Origin of the sequence: Chloracidobacterium sp., from assembly GCA_016720705.1 — a bacterium.
In the GTDB taxonomy this organism is placed as follows: Bacteria; Acidobacteriota; Blastocatellia; order Pyrinomonadales; family Pyrinomonadaceae; genus OLB17.
The window spans coordinates 1-13,617 of sequence record JADKKB010000003.1; the positions used below are offsets into that span (position 1 = coordinate 1).

At 51.1% G+C, this 13,617-nt stretch carries 12 protein-coding genes; 2 read left to right on the forward strand and 10 right to left on the reverse strand.

Going from position 1 to position 13,617, the window contains the following annotated elements:
- Positions 1-830: 830 nt before the first annotated feature.
- From IPQ00_03035 to IPQ00_03045, 3 genes are all read right to left on the reverse strand, one after another.
- Positions 831-1,079, reverse strand: a complete 249-nt coding sequence (locus IPQ00_03035; protein MBL0239539.1) for a strawberry notch C-terminal domain-containing protein — start codon at positions 1,077-1,079, stop codon at positions 831-833.
- Between the two features lie 265 nt (positions 1,080-1,344).
- Entirely contained in the window at positions 1,345-1,767 is a 423-nt protein-coding gene (locus IPQ00_03040) for a hypothetical protein (protein ID MBL0239540.1), read from the reverse strand.
- 614 nt (positions 1,768-2,381) lie between these two features.
- Positions 2,382-2,663 (reverse strand): strawberry notch family protein, encoded by a 282-nt coding sequence (locus IPQ00_03045; GenBank protein MBL0239541.1) that lies wholly within the window; start codon positions 2,661-2,663, stop codon positions 2,382-2,384.
- Between the two features lie 195 nt (positions 2,664-2,858).
- On the opposite strand from IPQ00_03045, the gene IPQ00_03050 reads away from it, so the two are divergent.
- Positions 2,859-2,996, forward strand: coding sequence for a hypothetical protein (locus IPQ00_03050; GenBank protein ID MBL0239542.1), 138 nt, complete (start codon positions 2,859-2,861; stop codon positions 2,994-2,996).
- Positions 2,997-3,157: 161 nt separating this feature from the next.
- Complete coding sequence (locus IPQ00_03055) at positions 3,158-3,346, forward strand: hypothetical protein (protein ID MBL0239543.1); 189 nt, start codon at positions 3,158-3,160, stop codon at positions 3,344-3,346.
- 3,393 nt (positions 3,347-6,739) lie between these two features.
- On the opposite strand, the gene IPQ00_03060 is transcribed toward IPQ00_03055, so the two are convergent.
- The 7 genes from IPQ00_03060 to IPQ00_03090 form a co-directional block, all read right to left on the reverse strand.
- Entirely contained in the window at positions 6,740-6,955 is a 216-nt protein-coding gene (locus IPQ00_03060) for a hypothetical protein (GenBank protein ID MBL0239544.1), read from the reverse strand.
- A gap of 562 nt (positions 6,956-7,517) precedes the next feature.
- Complete coding sequence (locus IPQ00_03065; protein MBL0239545.1) at positions 7,518-8,507, reverse strand: hypothetical protein; 990 nt, start codon at positions 8,505-8,507, stop codon at positions 7,518-7,520.
- A complete protein-coding gene (locus tag IPQ00_03070) occupies positions 8,446-9,777 on the reverse strand; it encodes a hypothetical protein (GenBank protein MBL0239546.1) in 1,332 nt (443 codons plus the stop codon). Before IPQ00_03070 ends, IPQ00_03065 begins: the two co-directional genes overlap by 62 nt.
- A 42-nt stretch (positions 9,778-9,819) precedes the next feature.
- The gene (locus IPQ00_03075; GenBank protein ID MBL0239547.1) at positions 9,820-10,752 is read right to left on the reverse strand and encodes a hypothetical protein; all 933 of its coding nucleotides are present in this window, start codon (positions 10,750-10,752) and stop codon (positions 9,820-9,822) included.
- Positions 10,749-11,129: a hypothetical protein gene (locus IPQ00_03080; protein ID MBL0239548.1), complete on the reverse strand. Its 381-nt coding sequence runs from the start codon at positions 11,127-11,129 to the stop codon at positions 10,749-10,751. The genes IPQ00_03075 and IPQ00_03080 overlap by 4 nt, the downstream gene beginning before the upstream one ends.
- Positions 11,130-11,131: 2 nt before the next feature.
- Positions 11,132-12,430 carry a hypothetical protein gene (locus IPQ00_03085; protein MBL0239549.1) on the reverse strand — a complete coding sequence of 433 codons (1,299 nt, stop codon included), beginning with the start codon at positions 12,428-12,430 and terminating at the stop codon, positions 11,132-11,134.
- Complete coding sequence (locus IPQ00_03090; protein ID MBL0239550.1) at positions 12,411-13,616, reverse strand: hypothetical protein; 1,206 nt, start codon at positions 13,614-13,616, stop codon at positions 12,411-12,413. The genes IPQ00_03085 and IPQ00_03090 overlap by 20 nt, the downstream gene beginning before the upstream one ends.
- Position 13,617: the final 1 nt, after the last annotated feature.

The window sequence follows — 13,617 nt, forward strand, 5'->3', positions numbered from 1 at the left end:
TGGCTGAGTGTCTTAAGATATTTCCATATGGGAAGCAATGCACCGCTGAGAATATGGACGGTTCTGTCTTCAAAGGCAGGAATCTTATTCTCCTCTTTGATCCACCAGTCTTCTGCTCTGGTCTTCGGGACTACGCGATACCGTTGATTCAACTCGCTCTCGCGTAAATACGCTACATTACTTGCGGCCGGAAGCTTCGTGATAGAGAACATGCGAGACCGTTCTCCTGATTCCAGGATCAGTATGGGATAAAGTTCTTCTCACCGATATGAACTGATCCGTCTCGCCGGTCCTGATAGAACTGGGTGTATCACTGGCGCATGTCGGTATCTTAGCCCGGAGTCGTTGCGACTTTAAGTTCTAATTTGTAATAAACAGTCTTTGCTCCGGTCAGAGGATCTGGGTTAAGAACCTGGGGCGATCCCGAGATGACGACTGACATCGCTTTCAGGTCTTCCATTCCATCCCCGAGTTTTCCTTTCTGCTTTAGATATTCGATCGTTTCGAGGAATGTTGAATAGAAGTAGTCGAAACCCGTTCTGCCGGTCCCACCTCAAGCGAAAGCAGCCTGTTGAAGAATCGAGGGATATTCGTCTTCTCGCTGTCAGGGGGAAATGCTCGTCGCCATCGACCGTTTTAACAAGCCCCATATCTCTCAGCGCCTGTTTCGGATAATCAGGCCCCTCGATCTCCCGGCCTCTCATGATGCCGGTGAGCACAGCACTTAACGCCAAAGCGCCCTTCTCGCGATTCAAGATTATGTTTATCAGGTTACCCGCTTTTTCGGCGGCGGTCACCCTTTGTAAGGGCTCCCACATATTGCCAAACCTTCAAAGCATGGATTGAGGAGAACCTTTTTCTCGCCCCTCCGAGTTCAGTGAAGACTGAGATAGACTGGTGGTACCCTTACAGGCCCGTCCGATGTAATACTTGAAGTCCTGGATCTGCTTATCAGCGGACCATTTCAATTCGGCTGCGATATGAAGCCGTCTCTGCTGGTTTCCGACAGATTTGCCTGCATGAAGACTGTCGCCGGTCGATGCCACCTCGGGCAGCATCACGGCAATCCTCTTATGCACCGTTCTGAAAGGCGTTCTTTTCGTGAGGAGTTGATAAGTTTCGAAGGGACACCATTGACTTGTCGCGGACGATACTCCGTGTACCATTCGCCGTCCGGATCAGGCGTTTCTCCTTTCTGCCGGTCATCTCCGCAATATTCTCTGACGTAGTTTACGATTTGAGTCAAGCGGATGTTCGGGAACCTCAAGTATTGATAGCTTATCCAATAGCTCGGCTCCCCTTGGCTGGGGACTGCACGGCTCTCAACCTGGTCACCATTGGCGTCTAGAGAGGGATGTATTCTATGGTTCCCTTCTGCTGGATTGGTTCTTTCCGCGGGGAAACACGCGGTCGGAAACAATTTGAGACAGAGTCAAGTAAGAGTTTCTCTCGGACTGAAATCGAGGCTGTCGGTAAAACTGCTTCCTGATCCGCCGCACGCTCTATTTGCTTCTTGGTCTGGCTCTCACCCGTGCCCGTTATCGACACCACGATAGACTCTTTTCTGCCGAGGGGCATCCTCACGATCTCATGGATCAGCGTCGGAACCTTAAATACCGTGATCAGATTGCGAAAGCAGCGTTGATGCTCCGCCCAGAACTGATTGTTTGCTACTTCGGGTAGCTTTTTCCCGGATTTAGTTAGATCCAGGGACTCGATGGATAACTGAAAGACTTCCTGCCAGCCCTGGGCCATGTTGTCGTGCATCCTTCGTTGTCCGCTGGGGTGAGTTTATGAATCACCTCGCGGAACTCGACCGACAGGCCGGATTCTGGATCGATTCCCATACTCAGATTGCCCGCATGGGTATCCGATCCCATCGCATAAGATCCCGGCAGGACCATCTCTCTAAAGCCCGACGCCTCCGGATTCGATCTCTTATGCAAACTGCTCGAAGCTGTCGGAAAGGTGGTCCTGCTCCCCAAAGCCCAAGGCGCGACATATAGGCAGATGTCGCACTTCCCCTGCCGACGTCGCGGAAGAGGTAGACCACTCTCATCCGGGAAACCTCAGGATTCTGGATCTCAAGGACAACTGCTTCTCGATCCGTCGATTTACCGCGGTCGTCAGCAAAAGCGTGCTAGCCTTATGCCCTTCATCCAGAATCCACGACGCCGCTTAGGCCAAGCCAACGGGTTATCTGATCGAGCCGTTTATTTGGCCCTTTTTCAGTCTGGCGATTAGCGATCGATATGTACGAAAACAATTCCGTCCTGAATATCTATCTCACGGTCGGTTGGAAAGGTGCTGATCAAGCGAGTCCGGCGCAACCAGCTAAATTCCCAGGAAACTCATCGGAGACAGCTTCGATCGGGTCGGTTTTACAAAAGCCCGACGGACCACCGCCGTCTCTGGAACCAGTTGTCCAGAATGACTCCCGCAAGCGTCGCCGTCTTGCCGGTTCCAGTTCCGTCGCCGATGCTTATACCCGCACGCGAAACCGTCCGCAAGACGCTGCTCGCCGCCTGTCCCGCATAAATGATCCTCTCAATTGCATTGCCAGCTTTCCGGTCTCCGACAGGTCTCCTTTGGAAGCCGTGGCCGGTAACGAAGCCCGGTGGCAGTTCCAACGATAGCGAAGACCTGGAGGTTTCAGCAATCACTCCCGGATGTGGCAGTCCCCGATAATAAATCGCAGAGGAATAAATGTTTATGTCTAGATCGGGTTGAATGATGCTCTACGGTTGGGGTCGTATTGCTCGAAGTAAGTACCAACAGAAAGTCCTTCCGAACCCCGTTCTTGAATGAGATACATTACTTTTTCACATTGGTCAAAAACGGAGATTCAATGAAATGGATTGTTCGAAGGCATCCTCGGTCGGCTAGAGCAACCGCTATGCGGAGCCGCTCCGATTTGCGAACTGGGCGGCGTATCGATCTTGCTCGACTTTGTACCTAGAATGAGCGTCGTCTTGACGCTCGTGCCGTTGCTGTAGAACTCCCGCCCCAAGCAGTTCTACGAGACGCTTTACTTGTACTTCAGGGGAAAGATATTCCCAAAACCTATTTCCACTGTAGAGGGATCTCGGAGAGCCGCTCTCACCAAGTATCACCGCGAATCGCCCACCTTCTTTAGCCTTCGTAAGGCTGATTCGATATGACGAAAACCGAAGTCGAGGCTGTTATTTTCTTGCAGCCGCCAGTCGAAGAGAATGGCGGATTAGCGAAGAACTTGATGTCAGGAGTAGAAATACGGAAGAAGATCGTCGATGAACTCTGCATCGAAGAATATGGCTTGAACCCCAACTATAAGCCGAGCCTCTCCTCCTTGGAGTCCGATCATTAGCTATCACTTTGGCTCAGCTGCAAACGCCCATACAGCGAGACAACCGGTACCACAGGAAGGTTCGACGCACTGTCTCACTTGTTAAGGTTCAAAGATAAGCGGTTAGATACGCAATAGTAACTGGAGTGGAGAACTATTTGATAGGTGATCTGTGTTTCGCCCCATGAGTCTGCGTCGGAAGCCTTTTTGTAAAGGTCTTAAGACAGTCAGAAACTCCTTCGATCGGATCCTCTGATGCAGTAAGTCGACCTCCGTACTTTGTCTGAATGAGTGGGTTCAGCACGGTTTCCAGCTATCTCGTGATAGAACGCAGGCATCGACTTTGTAATCAAGCCCACCACATCCTTTGCAGATATCAATAAGTTCCTTGTTGGAGATCTTTCGGTCGCTGTCAACAATCCCTGCAACTTGTTTCGATAAGATCTCTGAATGAGGTTCCAGAAGTGCTTGGTTAGCTCGCTCATGACGCAAACTGTCAGCCGCTAATTTCCTATGGCAAGATTTCCAGCAGAAGATGGCTAGCCTCGTCGAAACATTCAGGAGTCATGACCCAAGCCAATCCCGAGACTTCCAGATATTTAAAGAGGAGGTTCCCACGGTCGGCGCATCGTCGATACCTTTGAAACGTCTATCCCACGCGAAAATTTTTGTAGGTTTGTCGCAGGATAAGACACTGCTCCCGCTTGCGTAATGCGATCAGTGAGCCATTGCTCTCGCTTTACATGTGGATTAGTGAAGCAATCTGCATCGAGTAAATTTCCAGGATCTTTTGCCGTGCCATACGCTTGATTTCCCGATGCGAGGTTGCAACTCCGCCACTCCGCGACGACATATCGATCCGGCAGGAAGTGCTGGGCCGCCGCGGCACTGAGGACACCTTCGGTAACCAGTACCATCTTGGTCGTCCTCGAAACCTACGGGGGCCTTCGTGATGAAGCGGCGTGCCAGAACCACATCCTTGACGCTTTCCGATCGACGACGGCCGTGATACTTTCGGGCGTATTCTTAGTCTCAATGCTTTCATCTGGCAAGCCTGGATCAATCCATTCAGATCTAAGAATCCGGAATCAGAGAAGATCGTCGTTATGAGTCGAAGTCACTGCCCAGTGTTGATCTTCCATTCAGTTCCTCGTAAAATCCTGGAACACCTTTGAAATCTGGAATAGCTCCTTCTTTTGCGAGTAACTCGATAAGCGATCGAACCCCAACCGATCCCTTTCGGTAGCCAATTTGGGAAGTATTCCGCAGCGTCTGACCCCCCCCCCTAACTCTATACAGCCATTCACGTTACCATAAATTCGTATACTTTTTTTCAGGTAATGGCGATGGCACATGGAGTCTCCGGTAGACCTTATCCCTGATTTCGACAGGCTAGGAAGCCGATTTTGAGCGTGATAGTTGTCTTTTGTGGCGGGGGTATACCCGGCTCAGGATGGAGCTTCGACCTATGGTAATGAAGATCCCCAACCTTTGCTGCTAAGTCTGTGGGCGTTTTTCGCGGAACGGGCACAGAATGCGATGTTGTGATCTTCCAATTAAATTGCTGCACCAGTCCGGTTTTCCGCAAATTCGGCACGGAGACCTTCTCGATACTCGCTGGTATCCAGTCATCATCACTTTTCCAGCTTTTCCTGCCGCTTCTTTGTTATTTTGTAGCTGCGTCTTCTTTTACGCCTAGGATAGGAGAATTGACCTTGATGGGATCCCAACATCATGGCGTATCGAGATACTCATCTACTGCTTTACGGCTGAGTAAATGCAGAAAATCTTTTGGGGAAAAGCCCCATCCCCTACCGTGCCCATATACCTTAGCAAGTACTTGCTGTTCAACTGTTTGGCCAATATTCCCACCAACACTCCCGTAGGAAAAAGGAATGCCTCGCTGGATAAAGATGGGATTCGAAATCGCTTGTATTCAAAGTTTGGGCCGGGTTCGGCAATTGGGGGCCTTTCAGCTCCTATACCACTACAATCTTGCCGGAACAAGTGCCGGGAGAAATATGGGTAATGGTTCCTCCGGAGAAATGAAACCCGAGAAACCGGTTATAACGGCCCCAGTCGAACAAAACGAGGCTCGACAAACAGATCGTGGATGAAAAAAGGCTATCGGATCGTCACAGTCGAAAGAGCGGTGCTAGAGGCTCTAAGTTCATAACAAAGATCGGTGAACGAACGGCGGTCAAGGCCGCCGCAGAGAGGCTCTCGCCACAAGAAAACTCTGGAGACAAAGCTCGTAAAAAGCAGCAAAGAACTTGGGCTTGAATCACGTACTCGCCAAACATCTGGAGATCATCTTGCCCATGACCAAGGAGCAGGTGGTTCCGTAAGACTAAACTCAATAACCTAGGTAAATGCAGACCGTTCCATCATTTATTTCCCGCTTCAAGTTTGGCTAGTCCACTGATTATTTCGGTCCAGGTTGGAGGCGATCGAAATATCATCGGCTGCATTGCAAGAAAATCTTTATGTGTCTGTGGCCTTGGTCCGTTGGCAAAAAGCCGGAACGAACCGGCTTTGCCGCCAAAAGTCGTATCGCCCATGACGAACGATAGAATCGCTCCTTGAATCTCACGACATCGGCTAGTAAATCCAGATCGGCGAGAGCTTTATCTTTCTGAAAGGACTGGCCGAGGAGGGCGAAACAGATCGTATTAATGTCGGAATACCCTTTAGGCGATGTCGGTTTTTCTATGTGCTTGCTAGTGTGGTGAATTGTTGCTTTCTCCCAGAAAGTCCTCTCAGCCGTATTGGTGGTTACGACACATTTGGGATCCTGAAAACTTCAGGAAATTCCTCTGCGGCAAATGGTGTGATCTCACCTGCCTTATTGACGGGACCCAAGATGCTAATGGCCCAGATCTCAAGCATGATCGCCGGTCGAAGACTCCTGCTTCTGATCCAGAAGGATAGGTATTATCGATAATCTGCCCGTCAGTTTCCCTGATTTCCCGGCAGACCGACGGACACACTGCGAGTAGTCCCGAGACCTTCAACAAGGAATCTCTGATGTATTCTTTCGCCCGCTCGTTGAACTCCTTACTGAATTTGTCCAGTTTTGAGGCAGATGGTTTTTCATTGCCAGGGGGTCCTCGCCATCTTTGCCATATCCAAGCAATCCCGAGTCAATGATCAAATCGATATCTTCGGAAAATCGATCAATAACACCATAGACCTTTGGAGAGATGTTCCCTCGAAGACGAGATACCGCGAAAGCTCTTGATTCAAAGAGCTTTTTCAATACCCAACATACCCAGGTCCCTTTTCCGTGATGGCCGGCAGAACTCCGCCGGAGAGCGGACTCTTCGAATAATTCATTGCTCATTTGAGGGTAAGAGGGCAACTTTATCCATCCGTATCGTCCCCCGTGGATATGCCTTCCCGTGCAGATCTCCTTTATCTCGGCATAAACCCAACCGTGATGCGTTCGGCATCCTTTAGAACCTTTGATAATTTGTTTGGGCCCAGCCATACGTGAATCGTTCCCCGCACATCGCTCGTGATCCCTTTCTGACCAAGGGCCTTGATGGCCTGCACAACGATCCCCGTTTCTTCCATTCGAAAACCAGTCTCTTTCAGAGCGGTCTTCTCGAATCGTAAGCGGTCTGCCAATCGTGTACCTCGATCGGACCGTTTGAATAGTAAACATATTGACTGGGGACTTGAGTTGAAAGGCCAATCAGGCTCAATGCCGCCGCCGATCCGGCCTGGATTGACCATCCGAACTTTCTTGCAAGAGCTAATGAGACTGGTGGATATCGGGGCCGAGTTGCTGATTTCAGAAAGTCACTAAATCGCGGGTAGTCATAAAGTCCTCGAATTACGCGTCGAATAGTCCCCGCGCGTTGGTTAGGCGGATCAAGGCAACATCGACTGCCTTTGCGGCTGCCTAGATGCAGAAAATCTTTGAGGAAAGACCCAACCCCTCCATGGCCATAGACCCTCGGCAAGTACCTAATGTCCAACTGTTTGGCCCATATTCAACCCAACACTCCTGTAGGAAAATACTATGTTTTTCCTACTAAGACAAGGGTGGGGAATCTCAATTAACCTCAAACACCATACCGGGCCGTAACTCGCACTAAAGTCGCTTTAAGTAAAACCGATCAGAGACAAAAGTCAGCATGCCCACAACTGTAATAACCTGGAAATAGTGTACGCAGGCCGTCAAGCCCTAGGTTAACAGGTCGCGAGAATTCAGTACTTTGGCTTCATCTCTTCCAAGCGCCGATCCATATCCCTGAAGAACCCCGTAACGACGGTTGAAACCATTCTCAGTCGGGCAGCCTCCATCGCCGCTGTTTGGATTTATCGACGCCGCCTCACTGCGGCCGTCAAAGTTTAGTTGATTTGATGCCTTCTCCATGTCAGCCGAGCGGCGGATTCCTGAGAGCTGGATTCCGGCACCTTGTCTGGTGCTTGACGAAGCGATCGAACCGCCGGTATTGAAAGCCTGCTTGCTTTGTGAAGCCTGAGTTTCGAGAGCTTGGTTGATCTCACCTTGATAGACATTGCTTGCCTCCACCTTCGTGTCCGCGACAATGCCGGTGTTGTTGTTTTGAAGGGTGACGTTAGTGCGGGTCGTAGAGTCCATCTGCTTGTTCACTTCTTGAATAGGGTGCTTATTTCTCGACCAGTCGAAGAGTTCCTGCCCCGTGCGAATCGGAACCGAAGTTCCGGCGATCGAGGAGCCACCGGGCGTGAATTCGTACGTCTTCATTCCAAATCGCTCAAGGTTGCCCTGACCGCGCAGTTCGACTTCCTTCATTCCGTCGATCGTTCGAGCCTCCTTAGTGCCCTGGGCTTCGGCAAGAGTTCCGGCGATCTCGCGCTTAGTTGCCGCTGCACTGCTGCTCAGACCGTAGTTCTTGCTCGCCTCGGCAAGCAATGTCTGCGTTACCTGATTTGCTCGGATCTGTCCCAAACTAGTGGTAAGGCCGCCTTCGACTCCGGCAACGGACGAGACCAAACGAGCGTCCGTTGATTGGTTAGCGGCTTCCAGGGATTTTCTGGCGGCCGTCTGCTCCGCATTGTAGATGCCCTGAATTTGGGTGTTTTCGGCCTGTCGATTGATGGCGGCCCCTGCAACTAGTCCGTACGTCTCAAGCGCAGTTCCCGATGCTCGAAAGCATCCAGCCCATCGAGATCTGAGAAACACCTTCATAGACCTGTCCTCGCAGAACTCTGTAACTGAGCCACGGAACGAGAATGAAACAGAGGCTGGAAACGAAGAACAATGCGGTGACGATCAGAGCACTTGAAGCCGGATCATAAGCACCGTTGGTTATGATCTTCGCGGTTACGGGATCAAGAGAAAATGTACTCTCACCGTTGTAGATAGAAAGTGCAAGAACGCCGAGGCCATAGCAAACATAGAGGGTTACTTCCTTTACTATCGGAAATGCGAGCGCAAATGTCGCAACGCCCCAACAGAACGGATAGAACATCTGAGCCGCAAACTTCTCGTCGAATCCAAAAGCGGCGAGCACGGGCGCGGCGAGTTTCAGTCCTATCAAAATAAATAGCCCCGCGATCGCCAAAAAGAGTCCGCCGAACTTGATGATGTTTTGGCCGATCACCATAAAGGTGAACATTTTGGGGAGATTCCACCCAAGGATATAAAGTTCACCGGTAATGTCCTTTACGGTCGATTCCTTATCCATGATGATGCCGACAAGTCCGGGCTCACCGTTCGGAAGACGTTCAGCAAGCAGTGCGTTAGGATCCTCGACGGCAAAATTTGCTTTCACATACTTTTTCATCTTGTCGTCAAATTCTGTGACTAGTGAACGGTTGTAAGCCCGGACAGGTCGAGCGAAAAACTTGCCGGTTATCGTCAGACCGTCGATGATGAACGGGCTCGCTCCGATCAATACCATGAAAATGATCGAACGGATAGCCCACGCAACGAGTTGCTCGGGTCCAAGGCCTCGGTTGTCATGGAACCTGCGAATAAAAGCGAAGATCAACACAAAACTCGCGATGATCCACGCGAGAAACATAAGGATCGGCATGAGCGGCTTTATGATGGTATTGAGAACGGATTGAAATAGCCATTCCTGTCCAGTCCGCATGAGATTCTTGATCTGTTCGCTGAAACTCGGTGCAGGAGGTTTCGGCGGAACGACCGGGCCGGGAGAAGGACTCGCTACCGGGTTCGCGGGGTATCTGTTCTCGAATTCGCGAAGTGCCGGTGCCGGACTTCCATCGAGCGGCGGCATAAACGGAGAATCCGAGTTGATCGTCATTATGAGGTCATTCGCCGTCACAGGCTGCCCGTTCATCGTTCCTACCGGAGTCTGGCCCTCGACACGAGGAGGGCGCGGCCGGGTTTGCCCGGCCGCTGTATTGGCGAGGAGGTATGGCGAGACGAGGTAGGCGAGAACGAATAGAGCTGTCGCTAAAGCGTGACGAAATGGAGTCGCGTTTCTCATGGCTTTGTTTGTTTTATTTTTTAGATGTGATCGTTTTGGCGATTATGGAAGCGGGCTTTCATAGACATCGTCATTCCATACTTCATAGCGTTCGAGTTCGCGAAGAAACTCGTCCGAGGCTCGTGTGATCCCAGTCATCATCTCAGTGCTTCGGCGAATTTCTTTTCCGAATTCTGTCATCTGTTCGATCTTGAGCCCGTAGGCAATAAATTTTGCCTGTATCTTCGCTTCAAGCTCGCGCAGCTGTCCTTCAACCGTTGATATGCGGAGATTGATCGCGAGCATCTGGTCTATTAGAGACTGAACGCCATCCCGATTGGCGGCGGGATTAGCTTCTATCGCTCGGGTTTCATCGGCGATCTTCTCGCGTTCCTCATAAAGCTTTGCTAGATCGAGAAGCATGTTTTCACGGTCAAAGAGCATCCGTTCGAGTTCAGAATCGAGCTTCGCAAGGCGTTCGAGATTCTTGAGGTGGGCATCGGCGGTTCGTCCGATCGAATGCCGTAGAAAATCATCAAGGTCACGCTTGTTTGCGTCCATATCGAAGATGCCGTTCTTAAGGCGTCTTGCAATATTGACGACAGAATGAATTTGGCTGGTTATAGTCGCCTCGATTCGCTTCTTCAGCTCGAAGGTCCCGCGAATCAGGCGGCCGATCGTTGCGTAGGTCGTAATAAGCTGCTTGTGCCGCATGACCTGCTCTTCAACCTTCCCGAGAATTCCTCGGAGATTCGTTACGCTTTCAACCATCTTTTCGTACTGCTTGACCGCTTGCTCATAGGTATCGATATAGTGGTTGATGGTCTCAAGCCACCTAGCCGCCTCCTCGACTCTCTTCTCCACTTGGAGAACATATTGCGACGGATCGAACACCGTCCACTGTGCCCGGGCCGGGCGAACGTCGATCCCGATGAAGATCGAAGAAAGAACTACTCCGAGAACGATCTGTCTTATTGTTTCGTTACTTCCGATCATGCTGATACCTCCAAACCGTTCAATTCATTCAGGTCAAAAGAAGATATTTCCGTGAGTCCGACTGCGGTCAATCCGCTCGGGTACTTTGAGGCCAGCCAGGACACGACGATCTCAGGCGGCAGGTCGGGCCGAATATTCTCGACAAGTCTTCGCGCATTCGCTTCGTTCGTGTCGTTAGTGTTGGCCCAGAGCATTGCGGGCGAAAGACGGATCTCGGCCATCTGGACGATCTTGTCCGCTCCGCTGCCGATGACGAAAACCCACTGGGTGTATCTTCCGTATTGGTTTCTGATCGCACGGATCGCTGCAACTGTCTCAGGTGCCAGTTCGCAGTCAGCGGCCAAGCGGTCGAAGCCGCCGATCTGTTTGCCGATCATCTTTACGCCGGAGTTTTTACGAGGTCTATACCGATCTCATTCGGCCGCTCTGACGTTCCGGTAAAATGCTCGTAAGCCTGCGAGAATAGGACGGTAACAAGACCTTCTTTACGGCCGGTCACTGATGCCTCGGCAATGAGTTCCTGAATCGCCGGAAAGTGTTTGTTGATCTCGCGCATTTCGTCGCAAAGGAATAGGATCGGCGTCTTTTGCTTCCGCTCGTCTTCTTCGCCTATCTCCTGCATGATCTGGGCGCTTATTCTGAATCCGACGCTCTCACGGATCTTTTCGTCGAGGCCGCTAATTCCGGAGAGCTCGAAAACGTCGAACATTGATGGAACGTCATAATCCGGATGGGTTGGCGAGTTAAGCCACGGGTCTTTTCGGTGAACATTTAGTTTCAAGTAAAGCTCGCTCGCCTGGCCCTGTTGGGCAGGCTCCCAGTGATAGGTCTTTAGAACATCCAGAAAATGCCCAAGCGTTGGCTGGAATTTCGGCCGGCCGTCTCCGTTGCGGGCCAGCGACATCTTATAAACCTCATCGATAACAGTGGCGGCAATAGCACTCGTGATCGCATCTGTCCTTGCCGTCTTGCTAAGAATGAGGATGTCCGCGAGCACCATTGAAAGCTGACGTTTGGTGGGTCGAATTCCTTTTTCGATACCCGGATAGTTCCAGATATTGATCGGTTTAGGATCGGCTTCGCTGAACTCGATATGACGGCCGCCGAAAAGCCGACATATGGGCTTGAACGAATGCCGGTAGTCCATCACCCGAACCTTTACGTTGCCGCGATGCGCCCTGATATCCGTGATCAGCATCGAAGCCAGGAATGATTTGCCTTCACCTGACGCTGCGGTGACGATGACTGTCGGAGACTTTATAAGAGCGCGGTCGTAAAGATCGAGGCCGAACATCTGGCCATTCGGAGTTGTAAAGATGCTGTGCGGCCGGCGGCTTCCCCGCCAACTAGTTTCGGTCGGGACAAATGATATTACCGAGTCAGCCGTCTCCGTGAGTTCCTGTCCTGTTGGCCTCCAGGAAAGCTCACCAGCAAGCATTCGCGGATATATCGCTCGCTGCCTCACTGCGTCTTCCCTTACAGCATCAGCTCCGATCTTTTTTCGGATCGCTGAAACAACCGCGTCACACCGGTCGTCAAGGATCTCAAGCTGCCGCCGTGCCTCCTTTGTTCCTTTCGACCGACCGGCAAACACTATGACGTTCAAGCGAAGATTACAGATCTCTTCATTGTCGCCTTCGACCTGTTCCAGAAGGTTCTCAAGGTCGGCCTTGATCACGACCGCGTCCTTCTTGAGATTTCTGAAACCGAGCCAGGTGTTGCGACTGCCTTCGATCCGGTCGATGCGTTTTTGAAGGTCTTTTCTTGGCCACTTGCTTTTCAGTCGTCATCAGATCAACGACGATCTCGTGCGGAAATGCCAAAGCCCTCGTCGCAGTCAGATAGCGCATGATATCGGCGGTCACAAAGCCATTTGGGAGTGTTTTCAGACTGACAAGACTCACAGGCGTACCGCTGTGCCGCACATACTGCTCGCGGGTGCTCTCGATATTCGTGCTGCAAAGATATCGCCTCAGATCGACGCAATCTGAGTTTGTAAGATTAGGGAATGAATCGTGCTCACGGCGATGGCTTGTAAAAAGCGATTCGAAGATCTCGGTCCGGTTCATCTCTCGAAGCTGTAGATTTCGCGGAAAGTTAGCTTCGAATGACTGAAAGACCCGTGAGGCTTTGAGTTTGCACGCGGCTTCACTTTGCACCTCTCTCACCACCATCAATTCACTTTCGCGATTTCTTATCCTTACAAGGGGAGATCGGAGTAGTCTTGCGATTCCGTATTCCTTTGCATCCTTTACAAGCGATGGCAGGAGAGACGACAACACGCCCTTATCGTTCGGGTCTCTAACCGGAACGCGAATCCAGACAGTAGCGGTCTGGCGCATAACTTCGCCTGATCTGATCGCTTCTTCATGGAGCGAAAGATTGGTTGCGTGGAGAACCCCGGCTACCGGATCGGATGTCGCTGAATCTCGTGATGACAGATGGTCGCGAAGTACCTCACCCGTATCCAGTGAATTTAGGAACCTAAACTGAATGATCGTGTTCTTCGGTTTCTCGAATTTCAGGATGGTTTTCAGTTCCTCGATCCGTTGTTCAGTGACGTTTCCGTCGATGTAAAGGCTATTCGCGGGTTCGAAAATATATGCCTTTCCGAAACTGCCGTCCTTGTAGCGGATGATATTTCCATCAAGTCCGGCTATCTCGGTTGGAAATAACCGCCCTATCTGCTCGGTCGGTAATTGAGATTTCTCGCGGCTCCGTTTGAGCAAGTCCTTCGGGCGACTTCTGTGAAACTTAAGAGCAGGCAAGATTCTCAAGCCTGCTGTAAGACCGAGTCCCACGGAAAGAAGCCCTCCGAAGAATGAAATGGCGATCTGTGTGAATGATAGGTTTGCTGTGTCCATG